General features: G+C 42.4%; 19 protein-coding genes and 2 tRNA genes. 6 read left to right on the forward strand and 15 right to left on the reverse strand.

All coding sequences use genetic code 11. The annotated features are described in order from the left end of the window. Positions 1 to 55 precede the first annotated feature (55 nt). From ACT3QP_RS10075 to ACT3QP_RS10115, 9 genes are all read right to left on the reverse strand, one after another. Positions 56 to 1,246, reverse strand: coding sequence for a flavin monoamine oxidase family protein (locus tag ACT3QP_RS10075; RefSeq protein ID WP_444525377.1), 1,191 nt, complete (start codon positions 1,244 to 1,246; stop codon positions 56 to 58). Positions 1,247 to 1,272: 26 nt separating this feature from the next. After that, entirely contained in the window at positions 1,273 to 1,695 is a 423-nt protein-coding gene (locus ACT3QP_RS10080; protein WP_444525378.1) for a tetratricopeptide repeat protein, read from the reverse strand. 175 nt (positions 1,696 to 1,870) lie between these two features. Further along, positions 1,871 to 2,359: a hypothetical protein gene (locus tag ACT3QP_RS10085; RefSeq protein ID WP_444525379.1), complete on the reverse strand. Its 489-nt coding sequence runs from the start codon at positions 2,357 to 2,359 to the stop codon at positions 1,871 to 1,873. Between the two features lie 120 nt (positions 2,360 to 2,479). Further along, positions 2,480 to 2,983 (reverse strand): YgjP-like metallopeptidase domain-containing protein, encoded by a 504-nt coding sequence (locus ACT3QP_RS10090; protein WP_444525380.1) that lies wholly within the window; start codon positions 2,981 to 2,983, stop codon positions 2,480 to 2,482. A 237-nt stretch (positions 2,984 to 3,220) separates the two neighbouring features. Next, positions 3,221 to 5,266, reverse strand: coding sequence for a choline BCCT transporter BetT (betT, locus tag ACT3QP_RS10095; RefSeq protein ID WP_444525381.1), 2,046 nt, complete (start codon positions 5,264 to 5,266; stop codon positions 3,221 to 3,223). Between the two features lie 412 nt (positions 5,267 to 5,678). Then, entirely contained in the window at positions 5,679 to 7,379 is a 1,701-nt protein-coding gene (gene betA / locus ACT3QP_RS10100; protein WP_444525382.1) for a choline dehydrogenase, read from the reverse strand. Positions 7,380 to 7,507: 128 nt separating this feature from the next. Then, positions 7,508 to 9,019 (reverse strand): betaine-aldehyde dehydrogenase, encoded by a 1,512-nt coding sequence (gene betB / locus ACT3QP_RS10105; RefSeq protein ID WP_444525383.1) that lies wholly within the window; start codon positions 9,017 to 9,019, stop codon positions 7,508 to 7,510. A 159-nt stretch (positions 9,020 to 9,178) separates the two neighbouring features. Then, positions 9,179 to 9,751 carry a TetR/AcrR family transcriptional regulator gene (locus ACT3QP_RS10110; protein ID WP_444525384.1) on the reverse strand — a complete coding sequence of 191 codons (573 nt, stop codon included), beginning with the start codon at positions 9,749 to 9,751 and terminating at the stop codon, positions 9,179 to 9,181. 1 nt (position 9,752) lies between these two features. Further along, positions 9,753 to 10,097, reverse strand: coding sequence for a DMT family transporter (locus ACT3QP_RS10115; protein ID WP_192520388.1), 345 nt, complete (start codon positions 10,095 to 10,097; stop codon positions 9,753 to 9,755). Positions 10,098 to 10,629: 532 nt separating this feature from the next. Here ACT3QP_RS10115 and ACT3QP_RS10120 point away from each other — a divergent pair. From ACT3QP_RS10120 to ACT3QP_RS10130, 3 genes are all read left to right on the forward strand, one after another. Continuing rightward, positions 10,630 to 10,705: transfer RNA gene (locus ACT3QP_RS10120), tRNA-Asn, on the forward strand. 191 nt (positions 10,706 to 10,896) lie between these two features. Further along, on the forward strand, positions 10,897 to 11,238 hold the full coding sequence (locus tag ACT3QP_RS10125; RefSeq protein WP_192520975.1) for a CopG family transcriptional regulator: 342 nt from the start codon (positions 10,897 to 10,899) through the stop codon (positions 11,236 to 11,238). A gap of 408 nt (positions 11,239 to 11,646) precedes the next feature. Next, positions 11,647 to 12,381 (forward strand): hypothetical protein, encoded by a 735-nt coding sequence (locus ACT3QP_RS10130; RefSeq protein WP_444525385.1) that lies wholly within the window; start codon positions 11,647 to 11,649, stop codon positions 12,379 to 12,381. Positions 12,382 to 12,486: 105 nt separating this feature from the next. Here ACT3QP_RS10130 and ACT3QP_RS10135 read toward each other — a convergent pair. The 3 genes from ACT3QP_RS10135 to ACT3QP_RS10145 form a co-directional block, all read right to left on the reverse strand. Next, positions 12,487 to 12,577, reverse strand: a tRNA-Ser gene (locus tag ACT3QP_RS10135). A 92-nt stretch (positions 12,578 to 12,669) separates the two neighbouring features. Continuing rightward, the gene (locus tag ACT3QP_RS10140) at positions 12,670 to 13,836 is read right to left on the reverse strand and encodes a type I glyceraldehyde-3-phosphate dehydrogenase (protein WP_444525386.1); all 1,167 of its coding nucleotides are present in this window, start codon (positions 13,834 to 13,836) and stop codon (positions 12,670 to 12,672) included. Between the two features lie 62 nt (positions 13,837 to 13,898). Continuing rightward, entirely contained in the window at positions 13,899 to 15,833 is a 1,935-nt protein-coding gene (locus ACT3QP_RS10145; RefSeq protein WP_444525387.1) for an AAA family ATPase, read from the reverse strand. 346 nt (positions 15,834 to 16,179) lie between these two features. Between ACT3QP_RS10145 and exaC the strand changes: the two genes are divergently transcribed. The 3 genes from exaC to ACT3QP_RS10160 all read left to right on the forward strand — a co-directional run bounded on the left by exaC (position 16,180) and on the right by ACT3QP_RS10160 (position 20,177). Then, positions 16,180 to 17,706, forward strand: coding sequence for an acetaldehyde dehydrogenase ExaC (gene exaC / locus ACT3QP_RS10150; protein ID WP_444525388.1), 1,527 nt, complete (start codon positions 16,180 to 16,182; stop codon positions 17,704 to 17,706). A 274-nt stretch (positions 17,707 to 17,980) separates the two neighbouring features. Beyond that, the gene (locus ACT3QP_RS10155) at positions 17,981 to 18,307 is read left to right on the forward strand and encodes a DUF779 domain-containing protein (RefSeq protein ID WP_444525389.1); all 327 of its coding nucleotides are present in this window, start codon (positions 17,981 to 17,983) and stop codon (positions 18,305 to 18,307) included. A gap of 241 nt (positions 18,308 to 18,548) precedes the next feature. Next, positions 18,549 to 20,177, forward strand: a complete 1,629-nt coding sequence (locus ACT3QP_RS10160; RefSeq protein ID WP_444525390.1) for a GMC family oxidoreductase — start codon at positions 18,549 to 18,551, stop codon at positions 20,175 to 20,177. A gap of 203 nt (positions 20,178 to 20,380) precedes the next feature. Here ACT3QP_RS10160 and ACT3QP_RS10165 read toward each other — a convergent pair whose 3' ends face one another. The 3 genes from ACT3QP_RS10165 to ACT3QP_RS10175 form a co-directional block, all read right to left on the reverse strand. Then, positions 20,381 to 20,602 (reverse strand): DUF2798 domain-containing protein, encoded by a 222-nt coding sequence (locus tag ACT3QP_RS10165; RefSeq protein ID WP_444525391.1) that lies wholly within the window; start codon positions 20,600 to 20,602, stop codon positions 20,381 to 20,383. Positions 20,603 to 20,756: 154 nt separating this feature from the next. Continuing rightward, positions 20,757 to 21,788, reverse strand: a complete 1,032-nt coding sequence (locus ACT3QP_RS10170) for an NERD domain-containing protein (RefSeq protein ID WP_444525392.1) — start codon at positions 21,786 to 21,788, stop codon at positions 20,757 to 20,759. A 40-nt stretch (positions 21,789 to 21,828) separates the two neighbouring features. Continuing rightward, a partial coding sequence (locus tag ACT3QP_RS10175) for a hypothetical protein (protein ID WP_444525393.1) occupies positions 21,829 to 23,300 on the reverse strand: 1,472 nt, incomplete at its 5' end.

Raw genomic sequence — 23,300 nt, forward strand, 5'->3', positions numbered from 1 at the left:
GTCAATTCACTTTGAAAAAGCTGAAACCTAGAATTGCGAGCTTATGCGCCATCAATTACTGGCGCAAAATAGTAGCAGGTAAACCTTGTACCGCTTTGTTTGCCGCATCAATGGCCCCAGCGATATAACCAGGGAACGCCTCCGACCATTCACTTGCGCTACCCGTTAGGCTATCTTGCCACAGGCCTGTTTTTGGCTTGTCAGTCGGTGCTACAGTATGCTGACCTGAGCCACTCGCATCAGCAGTGGTCGCGGTAAATGCGTCTTGAGACCAGTCTTTGATATATTCAGCCGTTGGCTTACCTGCCTGCTCACCAAATAGACGTACCATCTGCGCGCGGCAATGCGCTTTTAGATCCATCTCTGAGACACTTTGGCGTATATGAGCAGGAACACCAAAGAAGCCAAAAATAGCCCCCTCACCCGTTGCTAATGAAGCATCATGAATCTCAGTCAGCGGCCCTATCATACTTCGTGCTGCCCCCGAGAGACCGCTATCTCGCCAAAACGGTGTGTCATAAACAGCCACATACTTGGCATGTGGTGCCATCCAAGTATCTGTCTCTTGCCACTCGATCGCTAAATCTTGCGGTAAAGCAGGTTCAAATACGATATTACTCGCTGCTAACCGAGGTGGTAATGCCAGTAACACATGCTGCGCTCGATAAGTGATTGTTTGACCAGCATTGATATGATCAGAGCCACACTCACTTTCTATTTCTATATACTTACCAGTTTCGACATGCTTACCAGTTTCGACATGCTGACCAGTCTTGGTTAAGCGCCTTACTATCTGTCCCGTTACGATACGCTTGGCATCCAAGCGAGCGTACAAAGCATCAGTTAAAGACACCATTCCACCCACGAGACGCATAGATAGTGGCGAGCTTTGATAGCCTTGCGTACGCATAGGTGGCTGATTGGCGGTGCGCTCAACCATCATATCGCCTTCCTCAAACTGAGCGAAGCGTGGTAAATCCAATGCGTCAATAAGATTGCTCAACTGCGGCTGATATTCTGGCCAAAACCAAGACGGCCCCAAATCAAAGCCGTCATTTGATCTGTCATCATCGATACTTTGACTGCTAGCATTCTGACCTGCTGATGATTTGGCAACAGTGATGCGTCCGCCTACTCTATCACGAGCCTCTAGCAGGATATAATCGATGCCTTTTTGTTCTAATAAAAACGCCGCATATAGCCCACTCAAACCACCACCGATAATCGCAATAGGTATGTCTTGCATATCAAATCGTTCCTACTCAATGTAGATTATTCAGCCAATAACTTGGTCAGTAGCTCATCTATTTCAACTTTAAACTCTTTATCTTCAATCTTATTGGCAGTGATTTTGGCATTCTGTAAACTTTGGATGGCAGTTTCTTTTTCACCCATCTCAACCTGTAACACCGCCATAGAAAAAGCAATCGATGACAGATGATCTTTCGAGTTAATCGCCTTTGCTTTTACGAGCGCTTTGTCATAAATAACCAATGCCTCATCTAAATCCTCTGTAAAGTCAGCCAGTGTTTCCCATTGCTCTGGATGGTCTTTATCTGTGTTTTCATTATCGGTACAAATGGCTTTTAGATCTGCATAAAAGCCATCAAACGCCGCTTGATTGCCGATACGATCTGCTTCTAACAGCTCTTCAGCTAAGGTATAAATGGCTTTATATATCTTAGTGTTAATCATGTCTTAAAACCTTTTATGAACTAGAATGTATAGGGGTTGGCTAGGATTATAACGCAGTTCTGGTGGCTCAGATGATTACTACAAAAAAAGGACACGATAATCAATATCGCATCCTGTCTATTCATAGCATAATGAGTCTGCTTTACTATTTTTATAAAGCGTTTTTTATAAAGCGTTAAAAACTCATAATCTTAGTTGTACTATCTACCATTAATGCACCAATCTCGGCAGGATCAGCCGCACTCACGCCATCAATCAATGCTGACTGATCAAGGCCTTTACCGGGTAGATACAGTGCACAAACCTCAACCTTAGTATTGGTATTCTTCATTACCATTTGCATCAAACCTTGTGGGCTCATGTTTTTAGGTGGCTGTCCGGTTGTTACACTATCAGGTGCCTCTCGCAGCGCCATATCACCTGCTGGCCCACACAGCAGAACGCGAGTATTTGCTCCCTGCTGTGCTGATTGCATGGTAAGCACCATTGACATTAGCTGAACCTGTTCATTGTCTGACGTCACATTGATCAACACCGATGGCACAGTCTTCTTAACATCAGGATTGACCTTACTTTTTTGAGACATCGCGTTAGTCGATGTACAGCCCGCCATCATCAATGAGGCAGCACTTATCGCAAGCGTAGTAGCAATTATTCGTTTCATCATCATCTCCGTTCATTATCGTCATTAAAATCAGCAATACTATATATTATATACTAAAACATATTAATTAAAAGTATATTGTATCGATTGATATGATAATAAAACTGTTCAGATAACTGTCTAAATAATGACACGCTTCAGCTCTCGCCAGTGCAGCCACAAGCGTGTATCTAATTCAAGCTGATGATAGTCTGGTTCCATATGACAGCACAGTTGATAAAACGCCTTGTTATGGTCGTGCTCTTTAAAATGCGCCAACTCATGCACGACAATCATGCGTAAAAACTCAGGCGGTGCTTCTTGAAACAAGCTCGCCACCGTAATACTATTGTGCGACTTCAGCTTACTGCCTTGTATGCGAGACTGGGTGGTATGCATACCCAGTGCGTGTTTGAGGACTTTTAACTTGCTGCTATAGCTGACATTTGATAGTTGTCCCACTTTGCGCATATATTGGCTTTTTATCTCATTTATGTATTGATACAGCGCCTTATCACTTTTTATTTGGTGCTTAGTTGGGTATTTATTTTCTAGGTATTCACCCAGCCTGCCCTCACTGATGAGTAGCGAGGCTTGGGTTTGAATTTGCTCAGAATAATGAGCAATGTACTTTAATGTGGTCACGACCCTATCCTTTACTGTTGCGTTACCACGTATCGACGCGGTCTAAATGGATTTTACCTTATATTAGTGCGCTTTATTAGAGCGTGTCATCATTTAGGTTGTGAGACATAAATAAACCCCACAAGCTGCATTCAACTTATGGGGTCGTTTTTTACAACATTTTTACTTCAACATTTTTACTTCAACATTTTTACTTAAGTATTTTACCTAAATAGTCAAAACGTGCTGATAAATCAATTAACGCTCTAAATGTAGATACTGCAAATGGCGCTCGTATTGATTCAAGATATCGACCAATATTTGCTCTTTGGAATAGCCCACCAAGTCATACTCTTGCGAGCCTTCGCTCAAGAATACTTCGGCACGATAATAGTACTCTGCATTCTTAGTTGACGTGCTCAATGTAAAGTTAGGACGCTCAGCTTTTATTAAGTTAACTTCATAAATAAAGTCATCTTCGTCACCATGTCCAACTCGCAATTTTAGACCATCTATTTGAACACTACTCTCATCGACGCCTTGGTCTATATCTTGTCCAATATGTGCAGGATTACGGATATCCAAAGATGTTTTTAGACCACCTGCGGCAAACTCTTTTTCAACTTCCGTCATGGCAGGTCTAACCACGTTTTGTAAAAACTGTTCCACTTGTGCATGTCTAGGGAAACTGACAATACGTTGCAAGCGTGCTTTCCAGCTCTTACCACTGTCCAGTACGTTAGCCGTACCAATCGTACTAGCCTTACGCTTATTACCTTCTTCTTTTAATGATCTCCACATCGACACCATATAGAGCACAAGAATGAGCGAGAATGGCAAACCTGCAATCACAGATACTGACTGTAATGAGGCAAAGCCACCAGCAAATAACAGTCCTAAGGTGATAAAGCCTGTTGCTGCCGCCCAAAACAAGCGCAACCAAACAGGGGCATCTGTGTCATTGGTCATACCTCTTGAGCTCAAGTTCGCTAATACTAACGCGCCTGAATCAGCTGAAGTCACAAAAAAGATAAGCCCAATAATCACACCGGCGAATGACAAAATATCGCTGTAAGGAAAATGCTCAAACAAGGCAAACATGCCCATCGCTGCATCGTTAACCGCGATTTCGCCAAGTTCAGTGGCACCATTAGCGACCAAATCTATCGCTGAGTTACCAAAAATAGAGAACCAAGCAAAGATGAAGCCAAGCGGGATAAACATCACGCCAAAGACAAACTCACGTAGAGTACGGCCACGGCTAATACGTGCAATAAACAGACCTACGAACGGTGCCCAAGCAACCCACCATGCCCAGAAAAATATCGTCCAACCTGATTTCCAGTCAGCGCCAGCTTGACCATCATAAGCATAAACATCAAAGGTTTTAAAAATAATGGTTTGAAAATACTGTCCGATATTTTGGGTAAAGGTATTCAGTAGATAAACCGTGTTACCCATTACCAATATCGCAATCAATAGCAATATCGACGATAGCATATTGAATTCAGAGAGACGGCGTACGCCTTTTTCCACACCCGTCATCGCAGAGACAGCTGCCGCTGCGACAACACCTACGATAATAATCGTCTGAACCGTTTTGCTTGATTCGATACCGAAGACATGGGTCAGTCCAGCGTTGGCCTGTAATACCCCAATACCCAAACTGGTGGCGATACCCATCAAGGTACAAACAACACCAAAGGTATCAATACCATCACCAAGCCAGCCTTTGATTAAACGCTCACCAAAGATAGGTGTCAACGGCGAACGTAGCGCCAGTGGCATATTTTTACGATAAGCGAAGTACGCCAAAGCCATACCGATTAGCGCATAAATACCCCAACCATGTAAGCCCCAATGTAAAAAGGTCTGCGCGAGTGCTTCGCGCATGGCCTCTGCACTAGCAGGTTCTAAACCCGTATGCGGTGTCAAATAGTGCATCAAAGGCTCAGAGGCACCAAAGAACAATAAGTCAATACCGATACCAGCAGAGAACAGCATCGCCGCCCATGCTAGGAACGGAAACTGTGCTTTTTCGTGGTCTTGCCCAAGCTTGATATCACCATATTTGGAGAAACCGACAAACAAGGAAAATATACTATAAGCGGCAACCACCAGCATGTAATACCAGCCAAAGCTCTCTGATATCCATGCCATACTCGAACTTAATAATGTTTCACTATAAGTTGGAAACGCAATCGTCCAAATTATCAATAAAATAGAAATAATAGCCGAGCCTAAAAAAACGGTTTTATTCAGACTCAAGGGTTTTGTCGCATCTTCTGATGGCGAGCTGTACATAAAAGACCTCTATAGGTAAATAAACAGGGTCTGATATTGCTTTGTCCGTCATAACCTTATGAATTATAGCCATGCAAGATATAGGCGATCCACTATAAGATAAATACAGTGATACGGGTTACATTTTGCGCAGCCTCTGTCTGCCTAAGCACAGCAAGCTAGAAAAATGTATCTCTGTATCGCGTGGTTGTATTTGCACCTATTTTATTTAGGACTGACTATACAAATAACCGCATGACGCACAAAGCAGTACCAATAAATAAAAATTTGCTGCTCAAGTAATTGCTACTTCAGTAATTACTAAAACAACAAGATAAGTTATGAAAAATCAATCTTAAGGATATTCATTTGCTCAAACGTTAACGCGGATAAAAAAGACCTTCACTGTGAAAGGTCTTTTCATTAAAGCTGTCTAAACATTAGCACCATAAGCACGCATCGGTTCAGCTCTCAATGGTGCACCATTAGCAGTAAAATAATCTACCGTCGAACGTGGCAGCTGTACACCGCGCATCTTATCGACGATTTTTTCTGCCAACATAATGGTCGTCGCATTGAGATTGCCACTGATGATATTTGGCATGATAGACGCATCAACGACACGCAAGCCATCAATACCGTGTACCAGTCCTTCTCCGTTGACGACCGAATCATTATCTTCACCCATCGCACAAGTACAAGAGGGATGATAAGCCGTCTCGCTGTGATTACGGACATACTCGTCTAGCTGCGCATCGGTCACTAAATCATCGGTTGGTGCAATCGAGCGACCACGATAAGGGTCAAGTGCTGGCTGATGCATAATCTCACGAGTGATGCGCATGGCAGCACGGAACTCTTGCCAGTCTTGATCGTGAGACATATAGTTAAACAAGATACTCGGATGAGCGCTTGGGTCTTTCGAGGTCAGCTTGACGCGGCCTCGACTTGGCGAGCGTAATGAGCCCACATGCGCTTGGAAGCTATGAGATTTTACTGCACTGCGACCATCGTAACGTACCGCTAATGGTAAGAAGTGATACTGAATATTAGGATGGCTGAATTTCTCATCGGTACGAATAAACCCGCCACCTTCGAACTGATTAGACGCACCCAGTCCAGTACCGTTGAACAACCACTCCGCACCGATGGCTGGCTTGTTCCACCATTTATTGGCCGGCGCAATCGACACAGGTAGCTTGCATTCATACTGCATATACAGCTCTAAATGGTCTTGTAGATTGTTACCAACACCTGGTAAATCAAGAATCTCATTAACACCCAAGTCTTTTAGCCATTGACCAGGACCAATACCAGAACGCTGCAACAGTTGCGGTGAGGCAATGGCACCCGAGGAGACAATCACTTCACGAGAAACATGAAAGTTTTTGGTTTGACCTTGATGCTCTACTTTGACACCGATAGCACGCTTACCATCAAACAAAATCACATCGGTTAATGCACCCGTCAAAATCGTGATATTGCTACGCGTTTTGGCACGGTCCAGATATCCACGTGCCGTTGAAGCGCGGCGACCATTAGGCGTCACAAAACGATCCATCGGCCCAAAGCCTTCTTGCTGATAGCCATTTAAGTCTTCAGTACGCGGATAGCCAGCTTGCACACCTGCTTCAATCATTGCTTGAAACAGTGGGTTGACTCCTGGCTTAGAAGTAGTCATCTCAACGGGACCACCCACACCATGATAGTCATTCTCGCCCGCATCACGATTTTCTGATTTTTTAAAATAAGGCAGGCAGTCCAAATAGGTCCAGTCTTCTAAGCCTGTTATTTTAGACCAATCATCAAAATCCAAGGCATTACCACGGATATAGCACATACCATTAATCAGTGATGAGCCACCAAGCCCTTTACCGCGACCACAGTCCATGACGCGGTTGTTCATATAAGGCTCAGGATCCGTTTTATAACCCCAGTTATAGGTCGTTCCTTGCAACGGCATAGCAAGCGCCGCTGGCATCTGAGTTCGAAAGTCTAGGCGGTGATCTGGCCGACCGGCTTCTAACAGCAACACCTTAATGTTGGCATCTTCTGTCAAACGAGTGGCCAGCACATTTCCTGCTGAGCCTGCGCCGACGATGATGTAGTCATATTCAGGTGTGGTTGTTGTCATAAAACGCTCCATAATATTTAAGATAAATCGTTTGCTATCAGTGGCTTTGAATAAAAAAGATAAATAAGCCCTTTTAAACCCACCTTACTGATTAAAAAACGGATTAAAAATTTTCTTAATAAAAATGATTAAAAGACAGATTCAAACTTGCCCAACTCTACTTGGATAGATTTGGTCTGCGTATAATGCTCAAGGGCTTCAATGCCGTTCTCGCGGCCAACACCTGAATGCTTATAACCACCAACTGGCATTTGTGCCGCTGATTCACCCCATGTATTTAACCAGCAGATACCCGCTTCAATCTGTGCAATCACTCGATGCGCTCGGGTCAAGTCAGCAGTCACGACCCCAGCTGCCAAACCATATTCGGTATCATTGGCACGGCGAATGACTTCTTCTTCGGTCTCATAAGTCAATATAGACATCACTGGGCCAAAGATTTCTTCACGTACAATGCTCATTTCATCAGTGCAGTCAGTGAATACCGTCGGTGCAACGTATGCGCCATTTGCAAGCGAATCTGTCGTTACACGCTCACCGCCCGTTAGGACGCGTGCGCCACTGGCTTTACCTTGCTCGATATAACCAAGCACTCTTTCCATATGTGGGAAGCTAACGAGCGGGCCCATGTTGATGCTTTCGTCGATAGGATCACCGAGCTTGATGCGCTCAACACGCGTTGCAATAGCTTGCTCAAACTGAGCTTGCATCGCCTTAGGAACGAACACACGCGTACCATTAGTACATACTTGACCACTACTATAGAAGTTCGCCATCATCGCGATGTCAGCAGCCGTATCGATATCAGCATCGTCAAATATGATTAATGGTGACTTACCACCGAGCTCTAGTGTTACGTCTTTCAGAGACGATGCTGCTGCACTCGACATGACTTTTTTACCGGTTGGTACGCCACCTGTAAATGATACCTTGGCGATATCAGGATGCTGAGTTAATGCTTCACCCACTTTATAATCACCTTGCACGACGTTGAACACACCGTCTGGCAACCCTGCTTCTGTCAATATTTCGGCCAGTTTTAACGCAGTCAATGGCGTTACTTCTGATGGTTTGAATATCATTGCGTTACCAGCAGCCAATGCTGGTGCGGCCTTCCACATCGCGATTTGAATCGGATAGTTCCATGCACCGATACCAACGACCACGCCAAGTGGCTCGCGGCGAGTATAGACAAAGCTGCTGTCACGTAGTGGAATCTGACGACCCTCAATCATTGGTGCCAGACCCGCATAATACTCAACGACATCGGCACCAGTGACGATATCGACATACTTAGTTTCAGAGTACGCTTTGCCTGTGTCTTTCGTTTCCAGCAATGCCAATACATCGTTGCGTTCACGCAATATAGCTACTGCATTTAACAGCACACGGCCACGCTCAACCGATGTCATCGCTGCCCAAACTTTCTGACCTTTTTGCGCAGCTTTAACAGCCTCTTCGAGTTGCTCATTGGTCGTTTGCTGAACGGTCGCTAGTAACTCACCTGTCGCTGGGTTGATATCTTCAAAAGTAGACAAGGTATCATCAACAGCCAGATAACGACCATTGATATAAGCGGTTTGTACTTGTTCTAAATTGATAATATCTGTTAATTTGTTTTTTGTATTTGTCGCTGTCATGGGATACTCCTTCTGACGACTGGTAAGGTGCTATAAAGAACACGCTTATTAAGTCATATCGTCATGGTTTCAGTTTTAAACATAAAATTTATGTTTACGTCTTTTCTTTGAATGTTTTGCTAAAGTTATTTCTTTCATAAAATGCTCAAAGGTCCGGTTTCATGACCTCTCAAGTTGCGTCATTTTTATTAAACGCTCACGTAATGATTTTTTATCCGAGATATTAATCCCCGAAAAGTCAGAGAGCCAAATACCATCAGCGACCAAACGCGCCATACATAGTGTTTCGCCACCATCAGTCTTTTCATGCTTTTTTAACTGCTCATTTGACCACTTAGCCCACCGTTCACGCAGCTCACTATCACCCAACATCAGCACGTATAACGTCGCTTGGCTATCGAATTCTGCTTGAGATTTTTCGCCCAGACTGATAGTGGCATCGATATAAGCACGAGTAAAAGAGCCGTAACGCACTGGATCTTTAGCCATTGCGTTATCTACCTCTGCCTCAAACTTTGCCATCGCATCATAAAAAACTTCTAGAATGAGTGCGTTTTTAGTAGCAAAATGATGCATGACGCCACCTTTAGTCACTCCAACCGCATCTGCCACAGCTTGAAAAGTGACTTTCGACAACCCTTGCTCTAGCGTGATTCTTGCCGCCTGATCGAGCAGCGCACGACGAATAACCTCTGGTTGTTTTTTACGTTTATGAGCGTTTTCAACTTCCATATCAATGCACCACGGAATTAGAGAATAAATTCATTACCACGACACCACCTACAATCATAATGATACCCACTACTGCCGCCGTATCAAGCGTCTGCTTAAAAAACACCAAGCCAATCAGCGAGGTCAGAACGATACCCAGTCCACCCCACAAAGCATAGGCAATACCTAGAGGTATGGTTTTGAGCGTTTGTGTCAAAAAATAAAATGAGATGGTATAGAGCACACCCATGATCAAAGTCGGTAGCAAACGGGTAAACTGTTCTGACTTCGCCAAAAACGTCGTGCCCGCCACTTCACAAATAATGGCAATGGCCAAGTAACCGTAAGCAATAGTAGTAGGACTCATAGTCAATACACTCATCTCATCTCAAATCAATCGTATCCTTTTGATTCAGCATGAATTATTGATAAAAATCGAACAATTCAAGCACCAAAGATACCGTACGGTCGGTATTCTATAGACATACACTCACAATGTGAAGGGTTTGTTCGTGATTTTTTGTCTTAAGTAATAAAAATATTGCTTTAATATTCAAAAGGATACAAAAGTCGTCTAATTAAATCCGAGCCAAAACACAAGCAAAAAGCCCTGCTAAAAGACCACTTAAACCATCAATCAAAGTAACTTTTTTGTTTTTTTGATAGGTTTGATGGCTATATAAATGAGTAATAATTTTAGATTCAATATTTGCCAGAGCACTATATTTCATAGGCGATAACGAGCTATTTTGAATTAATTACAACAATATTGATAATTAATGCTGTAATAAGGTTGACAGCCTATGATGACTTGGCTAAAATACGCCCCACATAACGCAAACAAGATAAGAAATTATTGTTATATAATACTTATCAGATTCATTGTTATGACAACTTATTCTCCAATAGCTCAGTTGGTAGAGCAACGGACTGTTAATCCGTGTGTCCCTGGTTCGAGCCCAGGTTGGAGAGCCATATACTGAAACCTTCATCATAATTTGATGAAGGTTTTTTTTATTGTCGCCATTTATATATGTGATGATCATAATAATAGCGTGGCTACTGTGTTCTTTTAGATGTTTTTGTTGTATGGTAAGTACAACTTTGATTGGGTTGATTTTTTGTCTGAGTGCCTTACTCTTACTCACTAAAAATAATGGTTTATTATGATACCTATACGTGTAAAAAATAAGTTTTCTGATCATCCGCAAAAAATCATGCGTCCGATCAGCATTCGCCTGTCTGAAGAGATGATTGAGCTGCTAGAATCAACAACATCAGAGTTGGGGTTTAAACGCATTCAAGGTCTTATTCGCTTATATATTCGTCAAGGTCTTGACCGTGATCATCAGGATTATACGTTAGCTCATGATGAAGTTTTTATCGAAACACTACGTAAGCGCGGTGTGAGCCAACATATCATTGATGAAGCGATTGTATCGACCCATAACAATAATATTACCCACTCCTTGTCTGAATTGCAGGAAAACGACCAAAATAACGATTAACTAATTTATATCAGAAGTAACGAATTCAAACACAGCTCTAGACTTATGACCGCTATCAATCATTAACTATCAGATTTTTCGGTTTATAAAAAAAGACTGAGCCCGCTTAAGTGAGCTCAGTCTTTTTTTATGAGAGTCATAAACATTAGAGCCTGTTTTATATTGAAAAATAGGCACCACTGTTGCGATTTCTGAGCAATCCTATTTACGATCACTCCTTCTAAAATTTCCTAGTACGCTTCCTATCCGTTTTCTCTTTTTGGACTATTCTGAAAAAAGGCTTATTTAATTATCCATACAACATTTAGCGATAATTACACACAACAAAGCAGCAAACGAGGTATATTAAAATGAAAGGATACAAGTATTGTTTTTTATTACTTATGAGTACTGACAAGGAGGTATACGATGGTAGCGTTATATCAGCGTTTAAACAAAAATCTTCTACTAACTATTACGGTGGCGATGCTTACAGTTGTTTCTGGCTGCTCATCTCCGCAAACAGATCTAGATAAAAAAACCATACCAACCAACTCTGACCAGTGGCAAAAAAATCTCGGCACCACCTTTGAGCAGCTACCTAAGGCCGATCAGCAAGTCCTTAGTCGCTACATGCTAAGAATGAAGCTCAGTGGCGCTTACGAGTCTGGTGCCATGCCACGCACCACTATCAAACAAGCCCTCGTACAGCAGCGAGAATATGAGCGCTTGCACCCAAATAATCCAACCGGTAAGAAAAGTCCCCTCGTCACCAGTCAGCCAGCTAATAGTGCAAATATTCAAAGCTACCCTATCGCCCTATTGCCAGTCAAAACCAGTGATAACGATAGCCTAAACCAAGTCAAACTACAGTTTATGCTCTCCAACCACGGTCCAGTCGCCATTCAAAGCTTCAAAGGCACACTAACCATGCAAGATGCCAAACTAGCACAAGGTAAAAGCTTCAATATACCTTTAACTCAGTTTGAGCCTCCTATTCAACCAGAACAATCTGGCAAAATCATTATTGAGAGTAGTATTGAAGACATCAATGTCATGCGTGCCATTAAAAATACCAAGGACATGACTATTATGATTAGCGAAGGTGTTTTAACGTTAGAAGATGGACAAACTGTAGAGTTTGATGAGTCGCTAATGAAATAAATGACGTCATTGCAAGTTAGTTCATTGCAGCATCATTGAAAAGAGTCTTAGGAAAAGCACATAAAAAAAAGCCCTAATCAGTAATGATTGGGGCTTTTTAGAATTTGGCGGAGACGGAGAGATTCGAACTCTCGAAGGGCTATGAACCCTTGTCGGTTTTCAAGACCGGTGCATTCAACCGCTCTGCCACGTCTCCATTGGTGCATCATTATATAGATATCATTTCATAATGCAAGCGTATAATCTAAAAAATTTAAATTATTTTATCAGTAACCTTCAAACACTTATTTATGGTGCGCTGGAGGCTAGATGCAAGCACATATCTAGCAGCCTATTGGCATAGCCCCATTCATTATCATACCAAGCAAAAACCTTATATTGCTCACCTACTGCCATTAACTGCTGCCCATCAATAATAAGCGATTCAGTCTGATGAATAAAGTCGCTTGAGACCAATGGCTCGTCGGTATAAGCCATGATATCGCGTAAATCACTTTGACTGGCTGATTTAAGTACTTCACTCACTTCTTCAATGCTCACATTAAACTTATCAAATACAAACGTCACATCGATGGCAGCCACATCGATAGTTGGTACACGTATTGAGTGCCCATTTATCTTGCCTATCATCGTTGGTAGTACACGCTCTGTCGCAGCGATACTGCTAGAAGTCGTTGGGATAATATTATAACCTGAAGCACGTGCACGTCTCGGATCACGATGCGCTTGATCGAGTACCGTTTGATCAGCGGTGACGGCATGAATCTCCGTCATCATCGCTGACTTTACACCAAACGCTTTATCAAGCGTCGCAATCAGTGGCACCAATGCCTGTGTCGTACAAGAGACACTCGATATAATCGGTAGCTCACGCGTCAACTCATCGCTATTCACACCCATAACAATACAGGCATCAACATCATCGAAAGGCGCAGCACCAATAATAACTTGCTGCGCGCCCGCCTCTATATGCAATTGTGCTTGCTCATAAGAGCGAAAATGCCCCGTGCACTCTAACACCACATCAACATCAAGCTCCTGCCATGGTAGATGTTGTGGATTAGCTTCTGACAGCATATTGATACAATACGTCAGATTACTTTTGGTCAGGCAAAGCTGAGTCTTGCTAGCATCAGCCTCAGTATCGTTATCGGTATCGGTATCATTCTCTACGACCTCAGCACTAACACCCAGTCGACTCAACCGTCCATGCGTACTATCAAATTTTAACAAATGCAGTAAAATATCAGCCGGCGCCAGATCATTAATCGCCACCACATGAATCGCACGCCCTAGCACCTCAAAGCGCTCTAACAATGCGCGTAATACATTGCGACCTATACGACCAAAGCCATTAATAGCGACTCTCAGTGGCTGTGTATGCTCGCCAGTCGTATGAAACGCGGCTACTGGGTCAGACTTTAATTGATAAGTAGCGCTAGAAAAATCAGGCATAACAAGGGATCACTGTAAAAGGACATATAAAATGGAGCGCGGTAAAAACAAACAAATACTATCTAGGGCGTAATAAAAATCAGTGCCAAGCGAATGGTGTTGTAGTCAATAGCTTGCTTAAGATGATCAAATATTGGTCGCAGCTTAACACTACCATCGTCATTAAAATCGTTTGGATTGTTGGCCACTTTAATCGCTACATAGGCATTACCCACAGCCGTCATCACCTCATCATCTGGACGCAAATGATCACAAGCCAAACTTGGATCTTGCGACTTTAGCTCACCGATATGACGCATAATGGTGGATTGAGACAACTGACGCTCTTGAGAAATCTCTGCGATAGACAGACTCTCCTCTAACAACAGACGAGTCTCTGATAATGTACTGGCCGACTTATCTGATACTTGATTGCCCAGTTTTTGCTTTTTGTCCAGCTGCGCCTGCTGTTGCTCACGGCGTTTTTTCTGTAGCTTGGCATAAGCATCGATCACCGATTTGCTGAGTGTACCACCAGATTTCAGCACAAACTTTTCATGTGCCTGTGTCATACTTTCTTCATCGAGCATCGCATAACTGGCATCTGCTTCCTCAGACAACACTAAAAACCGCTTATCCGCACCGCGCGCGAGTGGATCTAACTGCAAGCTCATATCGTTCATGCCAAGCAGCTGTAACCCCGCCAGCGACTTAAGTCTAGACAGTGCCACATAGCCTTGTCCAAGCTCAAAAGTACGTGATAAATCAATCTCAGCAGCATCTAACGTCATGCCTTGAGACTTATGAATGGTAATCGCCCATGCTAGACAGAGTGGCACTTGTAGATAGCTTGCCAGCACATCACCTGTCTCATCTTCAATAATCCATTCTTCAGGCTCAGCGACGACTTCTCGTCCTGAGTTTAGCCTCACCACTGGCATTTTTTGCGTCGTTGGCTTTTTTGTTTTTGATTTTTCTTTATCTTTTTTGGCAGCGCTTTTTTTATGCTTAGCAGTGTCTTCATCGCTGTCAGTATGGCTGTTATTATCTGCATCTTCAATCAATGCATCATTACCGTCTTTGCTGTCATCAATTTTAACAGCAGCAAAACCAATCAGCTCACCCATAGTGCCATTAGACACGCCCAACTCTGTGTTGTTTTTGATAAACATCACTTTGGCACCAACTTTAAGAGTCAGGTCGTCTTGCGTACGGACGGTCTTTTTTAAGGTTTCAACCAGCTTACTATCACCAGTGGAAGTCGCCTCAAAACGCATCATCTCACCATCTAACGCCGCAAGCTCTTTATCATTGATTTTGTTGACATTGAGATTATGTGTATACAGACGGGTACGCTTGATATCAACGTTTTGATCAAAGGTGGTTTCTAGAGCCGCAATTGCTTCAAAAGTCACTTCTTGGCGTCGAATTTGATTAAGAATATCATCCAAATCCAGCCCGCCATTAGCAGCTTCGCTCACCTGCCTATGCTGCTCAGATAAATAGCAAATATAAAACTTGGCATCGAGCCACGCCTCGGACATAAAGGCAAACTTTTCACGGTTACTCTCACCCTTACTACCGATCGGTGGTAACTGAAAAAAGTCCCCTGCCACCACCACTTGTATGCCGCCAAACGCTTTGTCGCTTTTACGAATATGTTTAAGTACTTGACTGACCAAATTGAGCTGCTTGGCATGCAACATAGATATTTCATCAATGATGAGAACAGCGGTATCTTTTAATCTATCTGCTAAAAACTGCTTGCGAGACAAGTTGGTTAGGTCACGATCAGACAGCTCGTCTTTGATACCGATACCTGACCAGCTATGAATGGTTGTGCCGTTCATGTGTGTGGCTGCAATCCCTGTACTAGCAGTGACCGCAACAGGTACGCGACGCGCACGCAGATAGTCGATATATTGGTTGAGAGTGTAAGTCTTTCCTGAACCTGCTGAGCCCGTCAAAAAGACATTTTGACCTGTTTTTAAGATATCAAGCGCTGAAGACTGACGCATATATTCAAACCAACCAATAACTTAGAAGAAAAATGAAAAGAGAGCAAGCATCAACAAATTTATAAATGCCATAGCCTAAAAAAAACTGGCAATAATTATAACAGCTAGAGTCACTTTACAAAGCACTTTAACCAAAGCATTTTTCATAACTAAATTTCATACATATATCGAGTATTTATCATTAAAAGTAAGTATAAATTTATTGAAAACTTCAGTAGGATTGATGGATGACTTGATCAGGAAGATTAGGTAGTGATTATATCGGCATTTATTTCAGACACAATTAAGTGATAAATTATTGCTGATGTATCGCTTGCCTTTTAAATAAAACAACAAGGAGCAATAAATGTTATACCCCTATCCAAATACCGAAAAAAGCCAAGTCCAATTCCGCGAAAAATACGACAACTTCATCAATGGTGAATGGGTCGCACCCGTTGATGGTGAATACTTTGACAACACCAGTCCCATCGATGGCAAAGTCATTTGCCAAGTCGCTCGTTCAAAATCGGCCGACATCGAAAAAGCTCTAGACGCCGCTCACGCAGCCAAAGACGCATGGGGCAAAACCAGCGTCACCGAACGCGCCAACCTACTACTCAAAATCGCTGATAGTATGGAAGCCAATCTTGAGTCAATCGCAATTGCAGAGTGCTATGAAAACGGTAAACCCGTTCGTGAGACACTCGTAGCAGATATCCCTCTAGCCGTCGATCATTTCCGTTATTTCGCCAGTGCCATTCGCGCTCAAGAAGGTGGCATCAGTCAAATTGATGATGATACCGTTGCCTATCATTTCCATGAGCCGCTAGGCGTTGTTGGTCAAATTATTCCCTGGAACTTTCCTATCCTGATGGCAGTCTGGAAACTGGCACCTGCGCTTGCTGCGGGTAACTGTGTGGTTCTTAAACCTGCTGAACAAACCCCAGCATCTATTCTATACATGCTAGAAATTATCGGTGCTGCTGATATCTTACCTAAAGGCGTGTTAAACGTCGTCAATGGTTTTGGTGTCGAAGCTGGTAAACCCCTAGCCTCTAACCCACGTATCAATAAAGTGGCCTTTACGGGTGAGACCACTACCGGTCGCCTTATCATGCAGTATGCCAGTGAAAATATCATACCTGTGACTTTAGAGCTGGGCGGCAAGAGTCCAAATATATTCTTCGCCGATATCATGGACGAAGATGATGACTTCTTAGATAAGGCCGTTGAAGGCTTGGTGATGTTTGCGCTGAACCAAGGTGAAGTCTGTACCTGTCCGTCACGTGCACTGGTACATGAAAGCATTTATGATGAATTCATTAAACGCTGTGTCGCTCGTGTTGAAGCCATCAAAATGGGCAATCCATTAGATACTGATACGATGATTGGAGCACAAGCAAGCTCAGACCAACTAGAAAAAATCCTGTCTTATCTAGATATCGGTAAACAAGAAGGCGCTAAAGTGCTGGTCGGTGGTGAACGAGCCGCACATGATGGTGATATCGCAGAAGGTTACTACGTGCAGCCCACTATTTTTGAAGGCACGAACGATATGCGTGTGTTCCAAGAAGAAATTTTTGGACCTGTGCTTGCTGTGACCACTTTTAAAGATGATGAAGACGCAATGAGAATTGCCAACGATACGTTATATGGTCTGGGTGCGGGTATTTGGACGCGTAGTGTACACAAAGCTTATCGCTTTGGCCGTGGTATTCAAGCTGGTCGCGTCTGGACCAACTGTTATCATATCTATCCTGCTCACTCTGCGTTCGGTGGCTATAAGCAATCTGGTATTGGCCGCGAAAACCATTTGATGATGCTTGATCATTATCAGCAAACCAAAAACATGCTGGTATCCTACGATCCTAAAAAAATGGGCTTCTTCTAAACGCACCTTGAACCTTTCATACAAGCGTCAAGCTTAGAGCGCTTTGCAACTAAGGTTGCAAAGTGTGTTTGCACTGTTTATAGAATATTTTTATATAGTAACGATAGTCGTATTGTTTCCACTCACATGCCATAAGATGATGTGAATGGAAACAATACGACTTTTTATATGCTTAGTGATTGTAATTATGAACAATGCTAACTACTATAAAAGGACAGTACTTACGCACTATACGTCAATACTTTAATTTTATTTAAATGATAAGGAAATCATCATGAAAGTCGAAGCGACAGAAGCCTGCATCGAATTAATTAAATTACTTAAATCTAAACATGGTGAGCTGATGTTTCATCAATCAGGTGGCTGCTGTGATGGTAGCTCGCCCATGTGCTATCCGCTAGGTGAATTTAAGGTAGGTGATCAGGATGTATTAATCGGCGAGATTGCTGGCTGTCCATTTTATATGGGTAAAGCACAGCATACGTTATGGCAAAATACGGATTTGACCATTGATGTGGTTAACGGACGTGGCGCCAGCTTTTCACTAGAAATACCAGAAGGCAAACGCTTTATCGTGCGCTCAGAAGTCTGTTCAATATAAACTTTGTCATTTATTCACATCTACATTTAGCATCTTAAAACCATCAATACCATCAACACCAAGCCAATAGAGCTCTAATTACTTACCCAACTTTATTTTAATAAATAGTCTCATAATCAGCAGAGCTCTCAGAGGTCAATACCGCTTAGTCATTTTTATTTTATTATTCCAATCAAATAATGGATATTGTAAAGCATACCCTATTTGTTTTGATTAGCATGGATGCTACAAGGAATATAAAATGGAAATGGACAAAACATTTGACTACGTCATCGTCGGCGGTGGTTCTGCAGGCTGCGTGCTTGCCAGTCGGCTGACAGAAAACCCAGAAGTCAGTGTCTGCTTATTAGAATATGGTGGAGAAGGCAAAGATCTTGCCATTCGTGTGCCAGCCGGACTGATTCTCATGGTGCCAGGCAAGCCACTCAAATTAAACAACTGGTGCTTCCACACTACTCCTCAAACTCACCTCAATAATCGACGTGGCTTTCAGCCACGTGGACAGTGTCTAGGCGGCTCATCTGCCATCAATGCCATGATTTATACACGTGGCAGTAAGTTGGATTATGAGCGCTGGGTAGAGCAAGGCTGTGCCGGATGGGGCTTTGATGATGTCCTACCTTATTTTATCAAAGCGGAAAACAACATCCATGGCAGTGACGAGCGACATGGTGATAGTGGGCCACTGCATGTCAGCAATTTACTTAATCCACGAGATATCTCAAAAGCATTCGTAGAAGCTGCTGTTGCCAATGGTTTAGAACCTAATTCAGATTTCAATGGTGATAAACAATACGGTACAGGATTGTATCAAGTCACTCATTTTCATGGAGACAAACAAGGTCAACGCTGCTCTGCTGCTGCCGCTTATCTCCATCCTGTTCAAAGCCGCCCAAATCTGACCATTATTACCCACGCGCAAGCCAACCGTGTCATCATTGAAGACCAACAAGCGACTGGTGTAGTCTACGAAAAAGATGGCGTAGATCACACCGTCATGGCACATCGTGAAGTCATCTTATCAGGTGGTACTTTTGGCTCACCCAAAGTATTAATGCTATCAGGTATCGGCCCAGCTGAGCATTTACAAGCACATGGTATTGGGGTTGTGGTAGATTCGCCTGACGTGGGTGGCAATCTACAAGATCACTTAGACGTGGTATTTGATTACGAGGTCAATACCACCGACGTCATCGGTATTGGTATGGCGACGATTACTAACTTAACCAAAAGCATTCGACAATGGAAAAAAGACGGTACAGGACTGCTATCTACCAACTATGCCGAAGCAGGTGCCTTCTTCAGCGTTGGTGATGCCCCAAAAGAGTGGCCAAACACTCAATTGCATTTTGTGATATCTCGCGTCATCGAACATGGTCGTGACCTCAGACGTGGCTATGCTATCTCTTGTCACAGTTGCTATCTGCGTCCTGAGAGCCGAGGCACTGTCAGGCTTGATTCTGCCAACCCATCTGACCCTGTATTAATCGACCCGAACTATCTGTCACATCCAAAAGATATTGAATGCATGGTAGCGGGTGCTGAGCGTACTCGAGCGATCATGCAAGAGTCTCCTCTCGCTAAATACATTACGGAAGACTACCCTGCCCCCTTTATCGAAAAAGACGGCATGCTCGGCTATATCCGCAATAAGTCAGATACCATTTATCACCCAGTAGGTACTTGCCGTATGGGCTCAGATGAGCGATCAGTCGTAGATTTAGAATTGAAGGTGCGCGGCGTGAGTGGACTGCGAGTCATCGATGCGTCAATCATGCCCACATTGATTAGCGCCAATACCAATGCACCGACGATTATGATAGCCGAAAAATTGGCTGATATGATTAAAGCTGAGCAACATTCAGACTAGGGCATGTCCTCATTTTAAAAATAGTGATAAAAAAGAGATAAATTGCCGTCAAGCAAGGAAGATAGCGCAGACAATATCGAGCTATTAGTCAGCTATTTTCCTTGTTTGCCAAGATTTAGCCATGTTTAATCCATTTAGATAACTATCGATTGCATTGTAGACAGGCTCTAATACCCTTTCTTATAATATTTTAAATCCTCTTTTTATTTTGGCTCCAGAATTCGTTTGGTTAGCTTTTGCACAGGCTGACCGATGATTAAAACAGCCACGAAAGCCGCTGGCAATGCAATCTTCCATGCATTTAAAAAGTTTGTAAAAAAGGTATCTGACCAACCTAAATTTATAAAGGTAATAAACATTGTCATCATAAATGAGAGCAATACAGACATTATCGCTGTGTTAACGACTCTAAATTTGAAGTTCATAATATTCCTATAGATTCAATATTCTATGAAATAGGCTTTTATCACAAATCAACCTATATAATTATATTATATGTAAAAATATATTGTATATGAATTTAGAAAAACTGAATGTAATGATTGATTACTCAGGATTATACTTTTTTAAATCTATTTGTTAATCAATATTCACCACACCACGACACTTAGGAAATTTACTACAACCAAAAAAAGCTTGTCCTTGCTGCGGGCCTTTTTTTGCGACACGTTTGACCATTTCGCCGTTACATTTCGGACAAGTTGGCACCTGCTCTAAGACAGCAGAAGTATCAATAGGCTTAACGGTGTGTGCGTCATTAATTTGTGGTTCGGACTCTACAACTTCAAACGGTGTAAGAAACACTTTATTAGCCATATCATATGGCGTGCTTGTTTCCTGAATATTTAGACTGTCACTTAGTAACTCGCTAGATTCAATCTCAGTCTGACCCGACCATCCCAGCACTTCTTTGCTTTTCAGCGTGGCTCGTTTAGCAGTTTCTTTTTCTATCGACTCAGGTGTAGACTTATTGGTAGGTTGAGCCACTGATTTATCAGTAGCGTTACCACTAGGCTGTTTGTTTGTATTCTTGCTTGGATTGCTATGCCTGTCTTTTAGGTAGGCTTTATGCTTTCGATTAGTGCGCCAAGATTTGCTAAACCTGTTGCTGTTAATCTGCTCAACGATGGACTTAACCTCGTCTTCAGTCAGTATCTTATCTTGTTTCTTCTTCACATAAGACGCCATACCACTTGTCAATACGTGTTCGGGCAGCTCATCACGGGTTTTTAGCTCACACTCACCGATGAAGGCAATCATCGAATGAAAGTAGCTCAGCTCCAATCCTAATAAATCTGAGAGCGTCTTGATATGCAAGTAGTTTTGGCGCAATGGGTTTTGAAATTTGTACTTACTTCCATTTGGGAAAGCTTGTGTCCACTGTCTTTGCTTCTCGCTACCATATATCCAGCCTTTGTAGTTTTTGGTCTCAATCACAAAGATGCCGTATACAGAAACGATAATATGGTCGATTTGGGTACTGCCACCATTGGCTCTTGGCAAGGTAATACCGTTTAATCGGTGGTAAACATCTTTTTCAAGCTTAAGCCACATGGCGACATTGATGACGGTTTCGCCTAGGAAACCTTTAAAGCTGGATTTTAGGGACATAATGAATTTCTCAAAGAATAGCCCAATAGGCTGACATCTACTAAACAAAAGATTTGAGCACATATAAGATATTTATAAATATGATTACGCCAATGACAATTTTTATGAAGCTTGTACTTTCTTGTTTTGCTTCTGCAAAATTCTGTTGAATCGACCCTATAACGAAGTCCATATCGGTTGAAGTAGGCTTATAACGGTTAAAAGATGCTTTATTAGCTAAGCTTGAAATGTCATCAATAAGCTCAGCCACTTGTGGCCGAAGGTGCTTCTCATACTTTTTCCAAGTATTGTCACTCTCATAAAGTTTTCGTACACCGTAATACATATCTTCTTCAAAATAACTGTCTTGAATCCATTCATCATAATAAGCTTGATCCCAGAACTTGGCAGGAAGTACAGTAACCTCATCTGTTTTATCACTGATTAAAATAGGAAATGAGCTTTGCAAAATACCATTGGGTAAATGTAATCGCCAAACGAACAGACTGGTAGACTTTAGTGGTAAAGGCGTAATGCTATTAGGGATGTCAAAACCAAGCATTCTAGTATGTTCGTCAGTTATGTGCTCGGCATACTTTAATATTTCTATATCATCTGTATCAGGAATGGTATTTTTAAAAGTATAAAGTTCATGTGCAATTTCTGCTAGATAAGAAACTGGTGTTCGCCCTGTCGGATCGTATACTACTCCAGCAGGACAAGAGTATGCCTGATCAGAAGACCATAGCATTTTATTTGCTTGGACGACATGAGCCCATACTACTTTGCCTGTTTTATATAACTTGGCCAATTGGTTGATCTGTTCATACAAGACGTCACCTTTCATCCATTTTGGGGGCATCATCTGTAAGTAAGCTAAATCCGCTCGATCTAAATTAGCAAATTCAATCTCTCTATCAAACTTCAATTCCATAGTGGGTACGGGTGGCAAAGGCTGATTTAAATCTGTATTACTTAATATACTAGATGGAACTAGCTCCAACACACTTTGCCAAATTGTTTGGTCTTGTAATGCTCCATCATCACTAGCCATCATCAATGCTTGGTAAATCACTTGCTTAGGAACGAAAAAATCACACAAATCCTGGATATTACTATCAAACTCGACAAACATGTTTTCAGTCAGTGCAGTCTGATCCCCTATACAATGATCGCTTGCATCAGGGTACCAAACTGGGGCTTCTCTACGAGCTCTTCCAATGATTTCACCTAAATAGTAGCTCAATATCTCAATAGTCGAGCTATTGTGCAGCGGGTATTCTGAAGAAAAAATTCGGTACTCTGTAAAATCAGGTAGTCTTTTTTTAACCGTTAGCAACCACTCATCAATTCGCTTGAGACTATTCATTGAATAATCAAGATTGCAGTTACGAAGCTCTCTCTCATATATAAAGTCCTGATGTTTGGTCAAATCATCTAACTTATCAGGATTCACCTCTTCTGAAATACCGGAGAAAAAATCATCTAATGTTAAGAGCACGCTTACTGTTTCAACAGTCGGTTGATTAGAAG

Source organism: Psychrobacter sp. AOP7-B1-24 (assembly GCF_052376215.1).
Lineage (GTDB): Bacteria > Pseudomonadota > Gammaproteobacteria > Pseudomonadales > Moraxellaceae > Psychrobacter.